This is a genomic window from Planomonospora antibiotica (assembly GCF_014647955.1).
GTDB classification, from domain to species: Bacteria; Actinomycetota; Actinomycetes; order Streptosporangiales; family Streptosporangiaceae; genus Planomonospora; species Planomonospora parontospora.
This window is the reverse complement of the sequence record NZ_BMQE01000019.1, coordinates 94150-109156: the sequence shown is the minus strand read 5'-3', so window position 1 is coordinate 109156 and position 15007 is coordinate 94150. Positions and strand designations below refer to the sequence as shown.

Here is a 15007-nt window from a genome sequence, read left to right as displayed (position 1 = left end):
CGCGTGTCACTATTTGACGAGTATTCAATTCGGTGTGTCGCCAGATCGTCACACCTCTTCGTGCGAGGGACCGCCGGAGGCCGTGGCCTCCCGGGCGTGTCGCCACCGCGCGAGCAGGCCCCTGGGCGCGTCCTCGACCGTGAGGGCGTAGCAGATGTGGTCGCGCCAGGCCCCGTCGATGTGCAGATGCCGGCGCCGGATGCCTTCTTCCCGGAAGCCGAGCTTCTCAACCACCCTGCGGCTGGCCTGGTTCTCCGGCCGGATGTTGGCCTCGATCCGGTGCAGCCCGGTGGTGAAGAAGCAGTGGTCCACCGCCAGGGCCACGGCGGTCGGGATGATCCCCCGGCCGGCCAGCGCGCCGTCCACCCAGTAGCCGATCTGGGCGGACCTGGCCGACCCCCAGACGATCGCACCCACGGTGAGCTGGCCCGCGAAGGCTCCCTCGTACGTGACGACCCACGGCAGCGCCAGCCCCTGCCTGCCCTCCCTGCGCAGCGTCCCGGCCATCGAGATGTACGGGCCCAGCCCGGTCCGGAACAGGGGCGTCTCCGGATTGCTCGGCTCCCACGGCCGGAGCCAGTCGGCGTTGCGCAACCGCGAGTCCCGCCAGACGCGCACGTCCCGCAGACGCAGCGGCCGGAGTCCCACCGGGCCCTCCGTCAGGGTCACCGGCCAGCCACGAAGTCGATCCACCCCTTCATCATCCCCCCAAGCCGCACCGGCGTGCCACGGAGAGGCCGCGAGAGGTCACGGAGAGGCCGCCGGAGGTCACCGGGGATGGTCTCCCCCGCGGATCTGGTCCACGGCGTGCCGCAGCACGGGCGCCAGTACGGCCATGCCGTCGCGGACCCCGCCGGAGGAGCCGGGGAGGTTCACGATCAGAGTGGAGCCCGCCTGGCCCGCCAGCCCGCGGGACAGGACGGAGGCTGGCACCTTCTCCCGGTTCGCCTGCCGGATCGCCTCGGCGATGCCGGGGATCTCGCGGTCGAGCACCCGCGCGGTCATCTCGGGGGTCAGGTCGGCCGGGGTCAGGCCGGTGCCGCCGGTGGTGACGATCACGTCGTAGCCGTCGGCCACCCCGGAGCGGAGCGCCTCCTCGACCGGCTCGCCGTCGGGGACCACCACCGGGCCGTCCACCTCGCACCCGGCCTCCGTGAGCAGCCCGGCCAGGAGCCTGCCCGAGGAGTCCTCGTACACCCCGGCGGCGGCCCGGTCGGACGCCGTGATCACCAGAGCCCTCATGGGCGACCCGCCTTCCCCGTCGCGACTCTCCCCGCACCGCGGCAGGCGTTCTTCTCCATCACGACTTCCCCCGCACCGCGGCAGGCGTTCTTCTTCATCACGACTCTCCCGCACCGCGGCAGGCGTTCCCGCCCCCGGTCAGGACCTCGTCCAGACGCCGGTCTTGCCGCCGGTCTTCTCCTCGACCCTGACGTCCGTGATGACCGCCGCCGGGTCGACCGCCTTCACCATGTCGATCAGCGCCAGCGCGGCGACGGCGACCGAGGTCAGCGCCTCCATCTCGACGCCGGTCCGGTCGGCCGTCTTCACCCTGGCGGAGATCTCCACGCCGTCGTCGACCACGGTCAGCTCGACCTTCACGCCGTGCAGCGCGATCGGGTGGCAGAGCGGGATCAGGTCGGGGGTGCGCTTGGCGCCCATGATGCCCGCGATCCTCGCGGTGCCGAGCGCGTCCCCCTTGGGGATCTCACCCGACCTCAGCAGGGCCACCGCCTCGGCGGACAGCAGCACCCTGCCGGTCGCGACGGCCGCGCGCGCCGAGACGTCCTTGGCCGAGACGTCCACCATGCGCGCCGCGCCGGTCTCGTCGAGATGTGAGAAACCGCTCATCCGCCTGCCCCGTCTCCTGTCCGATGCGGTCCGCTGCCCCCGTTCACAGGGGGATGATCTCCACGGTCGTGCCCTCGGGGAGTTCGGTGACGTCCTCGGGGACCACGATCAGCGCGTCGGCCTCGGCCAGGGCGGCGAGCTGGTGGGAGCCCTGCCGCCGCACCGGGGTCACGGCGCCCTGCGGACCGAGTTTCCCACGCAGGTAGGAACGCTTGCCCGCGGGCGAGCGGAGCGGCGCCGCGGTCACGGCCGTCACGGTCTCCGCGGGACCTGCGGGCAGGCCCTGCATCTTCCGCAGCGCCGGGCGGACGAACAGCATGAACGACACGAAGGAGGAGACCGGGTTGCCGGGCAGCGCGAAGATGGGCACCTGGTCGTCACCCACCACGCCGAACCCCTGGGGCATGCCCGGCTGCATGGCGACGCGCTCGAAGCGTACGGTGCCCAGCGGCCCGAGGGCCTCCTTGACCGGTTCGTACGCGCCCATCGAGACCCCGCCACTGGTGATCACCACGTCGGCCCTGACCAGCTGGGCGTCGAGCTGCTCGGCGAACCCCGCCGCGTCGTCGCCGACGATCCCGGCGCGGTAGCCCTCCCCGCCGGCCTCCCGGACCGCGGCGATCAGGGTGTAGCTGTTGGACTCCCAGATCTGGCCGGGGGCCAGGGTCGTGCCCGGCTCGGCCAGCTCCGCCCCGGTGGAGATCACCACGACCCGCGGGCGGGGCCGTACCAGCACCCGCCGGCGGCCGACTCCGGCCAGGATGCCGAGCTGGGCGGGACCGATCCGGGTGCCCGCGGTCAGGACCACCTCCCCCGCGCGCACGTCCTCGCCGGACAACCGGATCGCGTTGCCCTTCTGGACGGGCCGGTCGATCGTGACCCGGGCGGTGCCGCCGTCGGTCCACTCCACCGGGACCACCGCGTTGGCCCCGGCCGGCAGCGGCGCGCCGGTCATGATCCGCAGGGCCATCCCCGGCCCGAGCGCGTGCAGGCGGCCGTCCCCGGCCGCGACGTCGTCGACCACCGGCAACGTCACCGGGACGTCGGCGACGTCCTCGGCCCGTACGGCGTAGCCGTCCATCGCCGAGTTGTCGAAGGGCGGCAGCGGGACCGGGGAGGTGACCTCCTCGGCCAGAGTCGTGCCCAGCGCCCGTTCCAGCTCCAGCTCCAGCGGGGCGAGCGCCCGCACGGTGCGCAGGATGTCGCCGAGGTGCTCGTCGACCGATCTCATCGGGCTCATGTGGGCCGCCTGCAGGCTCGTCGGAAGGGTCATCGCGAGGCCAGGAACTCCTTGAGCCAGGGCATGAACTCCGGCGCGAGGTCGGGGCGGTCCGCGGCGAACTGCACGACCGTGCGCAGGTAGTCGAGCTTGTTGCCGGTGTCGTAGCGGCGGCCGCGGAACAGCACGCCGTGGACCGGCCCGCCGCCCTCGCCGCCGCGTCCGGCCAGGGTGCGCAGGGCGTCGGTCAGCTGGATCTCGCCGCCCCGGCCCGGCGGCGTGTTCTCCAGGACCTCGAAGACGGCCGGGTCGATCACGTAGCGGCCGATGATGGCCCAGTTGGACGGCGCCTCCTCGGCCGGGGGCTTCTCCACCAGGTCGGTCACCCTGACCACGTCGTCCTCGGCGGTGGCCTCGATGGCCGCGCAGCCGTACAGGGAGACGTGGTCCTCGGGGACCTCCATCAGCGCGATGACGCTGCCGCCGTAGGTGTTGCGGACGTCGATCATGCGCTTGAGCAGCTCGTCGCGGGGGTCGATCAGGTCGTCGCCGAGCAGGCAGGCGAACGGGCTGTCGCCCACGTGCTGCTTGGCGCAGAGCACCGCGTGGCCGAGCCCCTTGGGCTCGCCCTGCCGTACGTAGTGGAGGGTCGCCAGGTCGGCGGGCTCGCGGACCTGGGAGAGGCGCTCGTCGTCGCCCTTGGCCTCGAGGACCTCCTCCAGCTCGACGGCCCGGTCGAAGTGGTCCTCGATCGAGCGCTTGTTCTTGCCGGTCACCATGAGCAGGTCGAGCAGCCCGGCGGAGACGGCCTCCTCGACGACATACTGGATCGCGGGTTTGTCGACGATCGGCAGCATCTCCTTGGGCGTCGCCTTGGTCGCAGGCAGGAAGCGGGTGCCCAGACCCGCCGCCGGCACGACGGCTTTCGTCACGGGATCGAAGTCGGCCATATCAAAACCTTAGTGGAGGGACCTGTGGACAAGCTGAAGCTGCGCGCGTCGATCCGGCAGCGGCGTGCCTCTATCCCGGAGAACGAGCGTTATGCGGCCTCTGTCCAGATCCGGGAGGCGCTGCTGGACCAGCCGTGGGTGCAGATGGCCGGGCTGGTCGCCTGCTACTGGTCGACCGGGGCCGAACCGGCGACGCACGGGCTGGTCTTCGCGCTGTGGAAGCACGGCGCGACGGTGCTCCTCCCGGTGCTCCGCGACGACCTGGACCTCGACTGGGCGGTGTACGACGGGCCGGACACCCTCGCCCCCGGCCGCTTCGGGATCATGGAGCCGGTGGACGTACGGCGCGGCGTCGACGCGGTCAGGACCGCGGCCCTGGTGATCGTCCCGGCGTTGGCGGCCGACCGCTCCACCGGCGTACGGCTCGGCCAGGGCGGCGGTTCCTACGACCGGGCCCTGGCGCGGGTGGGGCCGAACGTGCCGACGGTCGCGCTGCTCCACGACGGCGAGCTGCTCGACGGCGTCCCCGCCGAGCCGCACGACCGGCCGGTCCGCTACGCCGCGCTGCCCGGCGGCATCGTCCGCCTGGGGGAGGGCCGATCCGCCGAATAGGACAGAATGGTCCCCGAAGCGAGAGGAGGGGACAGGTGACTCTTCGCTCCCGGCAAGGGAGCGGTTCCCCGCTTTTCCCGTCCGGGACGGGCGGCCCACACGCCCCGGCGGTTCCGCGCGGGGGCCCGCCACCAAGGGAGCGAACCCTCCGTTGCACGAACGCGCCGACCGTCTCACCGGATCCTGACGGACAGCCGATGGACATCCGATGGACATGAACGTCTGGCTGCTGCTCGGCGCGGGGATCGTCATCGCCTCCATCGTCGCGGTGCGCGTCGCCCACCGCAGCGGCCTCCCCAGCCTCCTCATCTTCCTCGGATTCGGCCTGGTCATCGGCGAGTCCGGGTTCGGCCTGCAGTTCGAGGACACGGGACTCGCCCAGCAGATGGGCCTGATCGCGCTGGCGATCATCCTGGCCGAGGGAGGCCTGACGACCACCTGGAGCCACGTCAGGGGATCCATCCCCACCGCCGTGGTGCTGGCCACCGCGGGCGTCGCGGTGAGCATCACCGCCGTCGCGCTCCCGGTGCACTTCCTGCTCGGCATGGACTGGCGGACCGCGCTCCTGCTCGGCGCGGTCCTCGCCTCGACCGACGCCGCGGCGGTCTTCTCCGTCCTGCGCCGCCTGCCCCTGCCGCCGCGCCTGTCGGGCATCCTGGAGGCCGAGTCCGGGTTCAACGACGCCCCCGTCGTCATCGCGGTGGTGCTGCTGAGCACCAACGCCTCACCCAGCCTCGGGGTCGCCCTGCTGGAGGTGGTCTTCGAGCTCGTGGTGGGCGCGGCCGCCGGCCTCGCGGTCGGCCCGGTGGGCGTGTACGCGCTGCGCCGCGTCGCGCTGCCGGCCGCCGGCCTGTACCCGATCGCGGTGCTCGCGCTGGCCTTCGTCGCCTACGCCGGCGCCGCGTCCCTGCACGGCAGCGGCTTCCTGGCGGTCTACCTGGCGGCGTTGGTCATGGGCAACTCGCAGATGCCGCACCGGGCGGCCAGCCGGGGTTTCGCCGAGGGCGTCGCCTGGCTGGCCCAGATCGGCCTGTTCGTCATGCTCGGTCTGCTGGCGAGCCCTTCGGAGATGTCCACCGCCCTCGTGCCGGGGCTGGTCGCGGGACTGATCCTGGTCGCGGTCGCCCGGCCGCTGTCCATCGTGGTCTCCGCCCTCCTGCTGCGGATCACGGGGGTCGACCGGCTGAACTGGCGGGAGCAGGCGTTCCTGTCGTGGGCCGGGCTCCGGGGCGCGGTGCCCATCGTGCTGGCCACCATCCCCTGGGCCGCCACGTCGATCGACGACGCCACCGCCAAGCTCGTGTTCAACGAGGTCTTCGTCATCGTGGTCGTCTACACCCTGCTCCAGGGGCCCACCCTGCCGTGGGTGGCCCGCAGGCTCGGGGTCACCGCGCCGGAGGAGGCCCGCGACCTGGCGGTGGAGTCGGCCCCGCTGGAGGAGCTCAACGCCGACCTCCTGCAGATCAGGGTGCCGCCGGCGTCCAAGCTGCACGGCGTGGAGGTGTTCGAGCTCAGGCTGCCGACCGATGCCCAGGTCACGCTCGTCGTCAGGGACGGCAAGTCGTTCGTGCCGTCGGAGTCCACCCGGATCAGGGCCGACGACCAGCTCCTCGTGGTGGCCACCGCCGCCTGCCGGGAGGTCGTCGAGAAGCGGATCCGCGCGATCAGCCGCCGGGGCAAGCTGGCCGGCTGGTTCGGCGAGCACGGCGCCTGACCTCCGGCGGACCGGGCCGGAGGACTCCGCGGACCAGGCCGGAGGACTTCGCGGGCAGGGCGGAGGGCTCCGTGAAGCGGGCCGGAGGGCTCCTGCGGACCGACCGGGGAACCCCCGCGAGCCGGCCGGGGAACCCCCGCGGGCCCGGTTGCAGGACGGTTGCGGGACCCCGGCCGGAAGGCGCACGCCGGAATGTGACATCCTCCGCTCGCGTTTATGCTTGTCGACGCCGTACCATTAGCAGTCGCGCCAGTCGAGTGCCAATCGGCGCGGACCGAATGAGGAGGAGAGCGTGCCCACTTACCAGTACGCCTGCACCGCCTGTGACAACCAGTTCGAGATCGTCCAGAAGTTCTCGGACGACGCGCTCACCGTGTGCCCGAGCTGCCAGGGTGAGCTGCGCAAGGTGTTCTCTGCGGTCGGCATCGTCTTCAAGGGATCCGGCTTCTACCGGACGGACAGCAGGTCGTCCGGTTCGAGCACGGTGAGCTCCACCACGTCGAGCTCCTCGAACTCGTCGTCGTCCTCCACGTCCTCCTCGGGGTCGACGGAGTCCAAGCCCGCCGCCGCACCCGCGGCCGCGGCCTCCTGACGGACGGGCTCACCCGCCGGCCCGACCCCACGACGACCGGGCTCAGCGCGGCGCGGGGCGGTCGGTCATCGCGCCGAGCATCTCCCCGGGCAGCCGGTCCAGCAGTTCGCGCAGCCCGGGGTGCTCCTCCGGATGCCAGTCCTGGATCACCCGGGCGAGCCCCTCCCTGGCCTCCGAGACCAGGCGGTCGGCCACCTGCTCCCCCTCCGGGGTCAGCTCCAGGCCGAGTCCGTCCGCCGCCCGGCGGACCAGGTCGCGCTCCACCAGGTGGGCGACGTACGGCCGTCCCCGGTCGATGGTCACGCCCGCCCGCTCCGCGAGGTCCGCGCCCGCCTGCCGGCCCCGGGTGCCCAGGCGGGCGATCAGCCAGACCGAGCCGGACGGCAGGTCGCGCAGGCCCGCCAGGTCGCCGAGCCGCCGGTAGTAGTCGCGGCGCATGGCCTCGTCCGCCAGCCGCCACAGCCCCCTCTCCACCTCGTCGAGCGACGACCGCTCGGTCGGCACGGCGCCGTAGCCCTCGCCCGGGTCGGTCGCCTTGGTGGTCTCCCGCAGCGGAAGCTCGGGCAGGAGCCAGGCCACCGCGAAGGCCAGCAGCGCCACCGGGGCTCCGAACAGGAAGACCCTGGCGATCGCGTCGGAGTACGCCTCCAGGAAGGCCCCGGCGACCTCCGGGGGCAGCCGCCGGATGACCGTCGGGTCCTGCTGGACCGCGATCTCGATGCCCGGCGGGAGCCGTACCGTCCGGGAGAGCGCGGCCAGGTCGTCGGCGAGCTGCGCGGTGAAGATCGACCCGGCCAGCGCGACGCCGAACGAACCGCCGATCGCGCGGAAGAACGTGGCTCCCGAGGTCGCCGTCCCCAGGTCCTCGAAGCCCACGGCGTTCTGCACCACGATCACCAGGACCTGCATGACCATGCCGATCCCGACGCCCAGGACGAGCAGGTAGGCGCTCAGCTCCAGGGCCCCGATGCCGGGGTGGATGCGGGAGAGCAGGAACAGGCCGAGCGCCGCGGTCGCGGTGCCCGCGATCGGGAAGACCTTGTACCGCCCGGTGCTCGTGATGACCTGGCCGCTGACGATCGAGGCGACGAGCAGGCCGCCCATCATCGGCAGCAGGTGCAGGCCCGACATCGTGGGCGAGACCCCCTGCACGACCTGGAGGAAGAGCGGCATGTAGGTGAGGGAGCCGAACATCGCCAGGCCCATGATGAAGCCGATCAGCGACGCCACGTTGAAGACCCGCAGCTTGAACAGGTGCAGCGGGAGCACCGGCTCCGGGGCCCGCTTCTCGGCCAGCCACCAGAGCACCCCCAGCACCGCTGCGGCGACGCCCAGCCCGATGATGACCGGGTCGCCCCACGGGTAGGTGCTCCCGCCCCACGTGGTCATCAGCACCAGGCAGGCGGTGGCGCCGCCGAGGAAGACGATGCCGCCGTAGTCGATGACGTGCCCGGTGGAGCGCACGCCGGCCGGCAGCGCCCAGGCCACCACGGCCAGCGCGAGCAGGCCGATCGGCAGGTTGACGTAGAAGACCCAGTGCCAGGACAGGTGGTCCACGAACAGTCCGCCGAGCAGCGGGCCGGCGACGCTGGAGACGGCGAAGACGGCGCCGAAGAACCCCTGGTACCTCCCCCGCTCGCGGGCGGGCACGACGTCCGCGACGATCGCCTGGGCGAGCACCATGAGGCCGCCGCCGCCGAGCCCCTGCAGCGCCCGGAACCCGATCAGCTGCCCCATGTCCTGCGACAGGCCGCACAGGGCCGAGCCCACCAGGAAGATCACGATCGCGGCCTGGAAGAGGGCCTTGCGGCCGTACTGGTCGCCGAGTTTGCCCCACAGGGGCGTGGAGACCGTCGAGGCGAGCATGTAGGCGGTCACCACCCAGGCGAGGTGGTTCAGGCCGCCCAGGTCTCCGACGATGGTCGGGAGCGCGGTGGCGACGATGGTCTGGTCGAGCGCCGCGAGCAGCATGGCGAGCATGAGCGCCCCGATGATGAGCCCCAGCCCCCTCCCGGGCCTCCGCTCCGCCTCTCCGGACGCCGTCCGCCGGGTCCGCCGCGCACTCGTCTCGTTCCCCCGATCGACCATGGGGCAGGTCATACCCCGTGTGTCCACACGGTCACATCGGCCGGCGGAGTTGTCCACAGGCTCCGCTCTCCGCCCTCTCGCGGGGCGGCCGTGACGCTAGTGTCTGCGCCATGGTCAATCGCGCGGACGTCGGGGTCATCGGCGGTTCAGGGTTCTATTCGCTGCTCGACGACGTCACGGAGGTCACGGTCAGCACGCCGTACGGCCCGCCGAGCGACGTCGTCAGCATCGGCCGCGTCGGCTCGCGGGAGGTGGCGTTCCTCCCCCGCCACGGGCGGGACCACCGCTTCCCGCCGCACCGCATCCCCTACCGGGCCAACCTGTGGGCCCTGCGCTCCCTCGGCGTGCGCCAGGTCCTCGCGCCCAGCGCGGTCGGCTCGCTCCGCCCCGAGATCGGTCCCGGCGCCCTCGTGGTCCCCGACCAGCTCGTCGACCGCACCTCCGGCCGCGCCCAGACCTACTACGACGCCGGCGGCGTGGTCCACGTCGCCTTCGCCGACCCCTACTGCCCGGTGGGCCGCGCCGCGGCCGTCGCCGCGGGCCGGGCCGCCGACTGGGAGACGGTCGGCGGCGGCACGCTGGTCGTCATCGAGGGCCCCCGCTTCTCCACCCGGGCCGAGTCCCGCTGGTTCACCGCCAACGGCTGGACGATCGTCGGCATGACGGGTTTCCCGGAGTCCGTCCTCGCCCGCGAGCTCGCCATGTGCTACACCTCGCTGTCCCTGGTCACCGACCACGACGCGGGCATCGAGACCGGCGAGGGGGTCACCCACGAGGAGGTCCTGGCCTTCTTCGCCGCCAACGTCACCCGCATGCGCGCCCTGGTCACCGACGTCGTCGGAGCCCTCCCCAGAGACCGCGCCTGCCACTGCGCCAAGACCCTGGACGGCCAGCAGCTCCCCTTCGACCTGCCCCGGTGACCTTCCCCGGTCCTGCCCGGTGCCCTTCGCCCCGCCTCCGGTGACCCTGCAGTCCTGCCCGGTGCCCTTCGGCCCCGCCTCCGGCGCCCTTCCGTCCGGCCTGCCTTCAGCCCCACCCGTCCGGCCTGCCTTCAACCCCGTCCGGTGACCTTCCGTGGAGCCAGCCATGCCCGTCGCCAGCCTCCTTCCCGGCCTGCGCCCGCAGGGCCGGCGCCTTCCCGTTCGCCGTCTCCTCGGCCGCCGCCACCGCCTCCTCGCCACCGTCCTCGCCGCCCTGGCCACGGCGTGCGCCGTGACCGGCCTGCGGCCCGAGACCTCGTCGGTGACCGTGCTCGCGGCGGCCCGCGACCTGCCCGGCGGCGTCCTGTCCGCCGCCGACGTGAAACCGGTCGCCCTACGACCCGGCACGGCCCCCGAAGGCGCCCTGAGGCCGGGCACGCCGGTCGCCGGGCGGGTCCTGGCCGGTCCCGCGCGGCGCGGGGAGCCCCTCACCGACGTCCGCCTGCTCGGCCCGAGTCTGCTGGCCGCCCATCCGCCCGGCACGGTCGCCGCGCCGGTCCGCGTCGCCGACCCCGAGAGCGCCCGCCTGCTGTCCCCCGGAGACGTGGTCAACGTGCTCGCCGCGCCGACCGGCTGGGACGGCTCCTCCGCCCCGGCCCGGATCGTGGCCGAGGGCGTGCCCGTCCTCACCGTCCCGGCGAGCGGGAGCGACCGGGGCGCGCTCCTCATGCTCGCCACGACCTCGGATCAGGCGGTCGAGCTGGCCTCCGCCCAGTCCGGCGGCCGGTTGTCGATCACGATCGCCCCTCCCCGGTGATGATCCGGCCGTGACAGGGTAATAGCGCCCGCACCCCCGAAAGTGAACGACCCCGGAGGCCTGGAGGCCCCGGGCAAGGAGTGGTCATGCTGAGTGGATTCAAGAAGTTCCTGATGCGCGGCAACGTGCTCGACCTCGCCGTCGCGGTGGTGATCGGCGCCGCTTTCACCGCCATCGTGAACTCCTTCGTCAAGGACCTCATCAACCCGCTCATCGCCGCCATCGTCGGCAAACCCGACTTCAGCCACCTGACGCTGAAAGTCGGCTCCGGCACGCTCACGTACGGCAACTTCCTCAATGCGACGATCTCGTTCCTGCTGATCTCGGCGGTCGTCTACTTCCTGGTCATCACCCCTTACGAGAGGATCACCGCCCGGTTCGCCACGCCGGAGGAGACGAAGCTGCGCGAGTGCCCCGAGTGCCTCTCGGAGATCCCCAAGGCCGCCGTCCGCTGCCGTCACTGCACCGCCCAGGTCTCCCCGATGACGTGACCCGACCCGAGGGAGGGATCGGCCGGGGAGAGCCCGGTCGACGGGAGGTCAGCGGGCGCTCAGAGGAGCGAGCCGAGCTTCGGGTCGTACTCCCAGTGCCACGGCTCGAAAGGGCTGGAGTAGGCCCACTGGGGGTGGAACCACCCGAACTTCTTGCCGTTGGCCTCCACCCAGTTGAACTCCGCCGAGCGGAAGTTCTGCACGCCCCCGCACAGGTCGACGGCGAGCCCCAGACCGTGGTTGCTGCGGCCCGGAACGGCGGCCAGGCCGGGACGCCGGTAGTAGACCGACTGCTGCTCGGCCAGGCTCCGGTAGGCGTCCGTCACGCACATGGGCTTGCCGAACCTCTTGCGGTAGGCCTCGTTCATACTGATGAACGCGATCGCCGCGTCGGCCCGGAGCTGGTGGCCCGGCTGCTGGAGCGGGCACAGGTAGGCCTTCGGGATCAGGCCGTTGGGGAACTCGCCCGCCGAGTTCACCTTCGTCGGATCACATCCGAGCGCCGCCCGGCCGACCTTGTCGATCTTGATGCCCAGTTTCACGAGCGCCTTGGTGAGCGTCTTCACCAGCTTGTCCGAACGCGCCTGGAGCGTCTTGATCTCGGCCCCCATCTGGGCCTCCGCCAGCAGCGTCCCCGCCCGCAGCTCCTGCGCCTCGGCCGCCAGCCGCTCGCGCTCCGCCTGCAAGCGGCTGCTCTCCTCCAGCACCTGGTTCCGCTCGGCGACGAGCTGGGTGACACCCGTCATCGCGCGCAGCGTGTCGCCGTTGGAGTCCCCGGACAGCAGGCCCGCCACGTCTCCTCCGACCGGCTGCTGGTAGAGCAGCCCGACGAGGTCGGACAGCGGTTGCCGCACCTGGGCGAAGGCCCGTTCGGCGGTCTGCAGCTCGCGCAGCTTGGCGGTCAGCGCCTTCTGCGCCTCACGGATCTTGGCGCGCCGCTGCTCCAGCGCCTTGGTGGCGGCCTCCAGGTCCTTCGCCGCCTTCTCAGCGTCCCGGCGGAGTTCGGTGAGATTCACCGGATCGCGCCGGGCCGCGGCCCGGACCCCGGCAGGCACGCCCTGCCGCGCACCGGCCGGGGGGTTCAAGCCGCTCGGCGAGTTCGCCGACCGTTCCGCGGCAGTGCGAGGTTTCGCATGCACCAGCGCTGCGGTGGCCTGGGATTTCGCGTGCGCCTGCGGTGCGGCGGCCCCGGCCTTCAGCGGCGCCTGCTGTGCGGCGGCGACCCCCGGTACGAGGGAAGTCATCGTCGCGACAACGACGATCAGACCCGCTGATCGACGAGGTAGCACGTTCGACCCCTCCGTTTGCGAACTCGTGACCCGGGTCAGGCACGCACGTTACTACAGCTCACCGGATGCCCGAGCCAGACTCCTCGCAGCCGCTATGCGCCGAACGCCCCATTCCGCAAGCTCCGCCCCAGGCTTCCCGCCGGTTCCACCCCGGCAGATCACAGGCGGTCTCCGGCCCTCCACCGATCCCGGGAGATCTCAGACCTTCTGCCGGTTGCCGTCCAGGCAGATCTCCCAGAGCCAGGTGTCCCGCCACTCCTGTGAGCACGCCGCCTCCGTGCCCGGCTCCTCCTCCTCGGCCGACGGCATCGGCGAGGGCGTGGGGGACGGCGCGGGCGACCGGTCCGGCGTCTCCTGGCCCGCGGACTCCGCGGGCTTCTGCGTGCGCGCCGTACCCGGCTCCTGCACCCTGCTCGGCGTCTCCTTCTCACCACCACCGGAAGCCCGCCGCTTCCGCCTCCTGTCGGTGGTCTCCGCCCCCTCCCCGGCCTCCTCGGAGGAATCCGTCGGCCGGGTATAGGACAGGCTGACCACGTCCGGCGGCATCCAGCCGTCGTACACCCGGTAGGGGCGCAGCGGCGGAGGCACCAGCCTGGGCTCCGTCGCCCGGTTCCCGACCAGTTGACCGTCCGTCACCGTGCCCCGGATCACCGTGTCTCCGGCCCTCGCGCTTCCGGGCGACGCGCCCGCCGGGTCGCCCTGGGCCGCTCCGATCGCGACGAGGGCTCCGGAGGCACCGGGCGACGCGGCCGCGACCGGCACGCCACCGCCGAACGCCTCCCGCCGCTCCAGATCTGCGAGGCCCCCACCGCTCACCGCCAGGTCGTAGCCGGCGACCTCGGCCACCATGAGGCCTCCTGCCAGCAGGGCCGGCACCAGCATCGCCACGCCCAGCACCATCGGCCGCGATGCTCGACGACCTGGAATCCGCTTCCGCCGCATTCTGATCACAGAGCGTGACAGTAGCCATGCCGACACCCCGGCGGCTCACCCGCTTGCCATCCCTTTGGCCCACCGCAGGCAAGCGATGACCCGCCGCCGCATCTCGATCTCTCCCCGACTGGGCAGAGGCTCGGTATCTTCGCTACTCTTACAGACAGCCCTTGCCTCCGTAGCTCAGGGGATAGAGCACCGCTCTCCTAAAGCGGGTGTCGCATGTTCGAATCATGCCGGGGGCACCATCTCCACCAGCCGTTAGGCCCCTGACCAGGGGCTTGACGCGCACTCTCCCAGCGATCACATGCAGCCGGATGCCGCCGTGCGCAGCCGTAGGGCAATGATCGCGAACCATACGCGATCCGATCTCGGCGACGTTTTCCCAGGTCGTAACCCGCGCCTCAACCTCTCACGGGATGAGTCGACGCCTGGAACGACGTGACCCCACAGCGAGTGCCACGGCCGCGAGAATGTACGCCACCGCGGCCAGCATGGCGATTCCGGGTTCCCCAGCGCTGGCATAGAAGTCCGGCTGAGCACCAGAGCTGACATCGTCCGTGACGATGTCGCGGGGAAGTTCTCCGAGGAAAAGCGCCAGATCGATGACCGCCATGACACCGAGAACAACCGTGACGACCGCCCCCGCCAACCACCACCGGCGGCAGCAGACGGCCGCGAGCAAGACCAGCAGCGGCAGACCGCCGGCGACGAAGGCGTCCAGGGCGAGGAGCGAACGCGCAGCAGTGCCGACGAAGAGGGCCGCGAAGGAGACGAGCGGCGTGTGATCTGCGCCGCCGCTCTCCGTTGCAGCGACGAGCGCCCAAGGCATCGACGAGGCAAGCACCGCCAGGACGAAGCATGGCCATGCGCGACGGACCGTGGACTTGCGTTTCAGCTGCTCAAACACCGGCAGAGTATGCCAGAGGCGCCCAGACATGCCGAAGGTCCCGGAACAGGTCCGGGACCTTCGGCATGGATCAGTGGTCAACCGTCGATGACGCGGAGATCCGCCGGTTGGCGCGGCCCGTACCGTCGAGCAGGCCGAGGAGGAGAAGCGGGCACCCCTTGGAAGTACGGAGCCGTCCCGCGTGGCGGGTTCCGCGCCGCTGGCGGATCTCCGTGATCAGCGGTGCCCCAGGACGTTGACCACGCGGCCGTCCGGGGCCCGGACGAAGAACCGGCGGACGCCCCACTCCTCGTCCTGCAGCGGGTGCACGATCTCGGCGCCGCTGCCGCGCATGGCCGCGTAGGCGGCGTCCACGTCGTCCACCTCGATGCTCAGGTCCGGGGTGACGGGTGCCGTCCTGTCACCGGTCGTGATGCTGACCTGCGCCCCGGGAGCGGACGGGGAGGCGAGGGTCACGATCCAACCGTGGTTCATGACCTCCTCCAGGCCGAGGAGACCGTAGAACTCCGCGTTCTCCCCCAGGGCTTCGGACCGGATGTTGGGGACGATCCGGCGGACGGACATCGGCGGCTCCTGCGGAAGGCGGGGATGTGCTTGTGGTCCTTCCAGGATGGCTCATGG

General features: G+C 72.0%; 15 protein-coding genes, 1 tRNA gene and 1 pseudogene. 7 read left to right on the top strand and 10 right to left on the bottom strand.

Features of this window, described 5'->3' with window-relative positions; genetic code table 11:
- Positions 1–48: 48 nt before the first annotated feature.
- The 5 genes from IEZ06_RS18925 to galU form a co-directional block, all read right to left on the bottom strand.
- Positions 49–693, bottom strand: coding sequence for a GNAT family N-acetyltransferase (locus IEZ06_RS18925; protein WP_189238028.1), 645 nt, complete (start codon positions 691–693; stop codon positions 49–51).
- A 75-nt stretch (positions 694–768) separates the two neighbouring features.
- Positions 769–1242 (bottom strand): MogA/MoaB family molybdenum cofactor biosynthesis protein, encoded by a 474-nt coding sequence (locus IEZ06_RS18920; RefSeq protein ID WP_189238027.1) that lies wholly within the window; start codon positions 1240–1242, stop codon positions 769–771.
- A 138-nt stretch (positions 1243–1380) separates the two neighbouring features.
- Positions 1381–1851: a cyclic pyranopterin monophosphate synthase MoaC gene (gene moaC / locus IEZ06_RS18915; RefSeq protein WP_189238026.1), complete on the bottom strand. Its 471-nt coding sequence runs from the start codon at positions 1849–1851 to the stop codon at positions 1381–1383.
- Between the two features lie 43 nt (positions 1852–1894).
- Entirely contained in the window at positions 1895–3082 is a 1188-nt protein-coding gene (gene glp / locus IEZ06_RS18910) for a molybdotransferase-like divisome protein Glp (RefSeq protein ID WP_189238051.1), read from the bottom strand.
- Between the two features lie 38 nt (positions 3083–3120).
- The gene (galU, locus tag IEZ06_RS18905; RefSeq protein ID WP_068902356.1) at positions 3121–4020 is read right to left on the bottom strand and encodes a UTP--glucose-1-phosphate uridylyltransferase GalU; all 900 of its coding nucleotides are present in this window, start codon (positions 4018–4020) and stop codon (positions 3121–3123) included.
- A 24-nt stretch (positions 4021–4044) separates the two neighbouring features.
- Between galU and IEZ06_RS18900 the strand changes: the two genes are divergently transcribed.
- The 3 genes and pseudogenes from IEZ06_RS18900 to IEZ06_RS37500 all read left to right on the top strand — a co-directional run.
- Positions 4045–4632: a 5-formyltetrahydrofolate cyclo-ligase gene (locus tag IEZ06_RS18900; RefSeq protein WP_189238025.1), complete on the top strand. Its 588-nt coding sequence runs from the start codon at positions 4045–4047 to the stop codon at positions 4630–4632.
- 208 nt (positions 4633–4840) lie between these two features.
- Positions 4841–6346 (top strand): potassium/proton antiporter, encoded by a 1506-nt coding sequence (locus IEZ06_RS18895; protein WP_189238024.1) that lies wholly within the window; start codon positions 4841–4843, stop codon positions 6344–6346.
- Positions 6347–6638: 292 nt separating this feature from the next.
- A pseudogene (locus IEZ06_RS37500) lies at positions 6639–6779 on the top strand (FmdB family zinc ribbon protein); the annotation flags it as partial.
- Positions 6780–6980: 201 nt separating this feature from the next.
- On the opposite strand, the gene IEZ06_RS18885 reads toward IEZ06_RS37500, so the two are convergent.
- Entirely contained in the window at positions 6981–9026 is a 2046-nt protein-coding gene (locus IEZ06_RS18885) for an MFS transporter (RefSeq protein ID WP_189238022.1), read from the bottom strand.
- Positions 9027–9136: 110 nt separating this feature from the next.
- On the opposite strand from IEZ06_RS18885, the gene IEZ06_RS18880 reads away from it, so the two are divergent.
- The 3 genes from IEZ06_RS18880 (at position 9137) to mscL (ending at position 11254) form a co-directional block, all read left to right on the top strand.
- The gene (locus IEZ06_RS18880) at positions 9137–9946 is read left to right on the top strand and encodes an S-methyl-5'-thioadenosine phosphorylase (RefSeq protein ID WP_189238021.1); all 810 of its coding nucleotides are present in this window, start codon (positions 9137–9139) and stop codon (positions 9944–9946) included.
- A 166-nt stretch (positions 9947–10112) separates the two neighbouring features.
- A complete protein-coding gene (locus IEZ06_RS18875) occupies positions 10113–10763 on the top strand; it encodes an RcpC/CpaB family pilus assembly protein (protein WP_189238020.1) in 651 nt (216 codons plus the stop codon).
- An 86-nt stretch (positions 10764–10849) separates the two neighbouring features.
- Entirely contained in the window at positions 10850–11254 is a 405-nt protein-coding gene (gene mscL, locus IEZ06_RS18870) for a large conductance mechanosensitive channel protein MscL (protein WP_189238019.1), read from the top strand.
- A gap of 59 nt (positions 11255–11313) precedes the next feature.
- Here the strand turns inward: mscL and IEZ06_RS18865 are convergent, their stop codons facing one another.
- Together IEZ06_RS18865 and IEZ06_RS18860 are read right to left on the bottom strand one after the other, a co-directional pair.
- Positions 11314–12270 carry a M15 family metallopeptidase gene (locus IEZ06_RS18865; RefSeq protein WP_229798346.1) on the bottom strand — a complete coding sequence of 319 codons (957 nt, stop codon included), beginning with the start codon at positions 12268–12270 and terminating at the stop codon, positions 11314–11316.
- Between the two features lie 471 nt (positions 12271–12741).
- Positions 12742–13443, bottom strand: a complete 702-nt coding sequence (locus IEZ06_RS18860) for a hypothetical protein (RefSeq protein WP_203872001.1) — start codon at positions 13441–13443, stop codon at positions 12742–12744.
- A gap of 205 nt (positions 13444–13648) precedes the next feature.
- On the opposite strand from IEZ06_RS18860, the gene IEZ06_RS18855 reads away from it, so the two are divergent.
- Positions 13649–13724: transfer RNA gene (locus IEZ06_RS18855), tRNA-Arg, on the top strand.
- A 164-nt stretch (positions 13725–13888) separates the two neighbouring features.
- Here IEZ06_RS18855 and IEZ06_RS18850 read toward each other — a convergent pair.
- Both IEZ06_RS18850 and IEZ06_RS18845 read right to left on the bottom strand, forming a co-directional pair.
- On the bottom strand, positions 13889–14386 hold the full coding sequence (locus IEZ06_RS18850; protein ID WP_189238016.1) for a hypothetical protein: 498 nt from the start codon (positions 14384–14386) through the stop codon (positions 13889–13891).
- Positions 14387–14602: 216 nt separating this feature from the next.
- Entirely contained in the window at positions 14603–14950 is a 348-nt protein-coding gene (locus IEZ06_RS18845; RefSeq protein ID WP_189238015.1) for a VOC family protein, read from the bottom strand.
- Positions 14951–15007 lie beyond the last annotated feature (57 nt).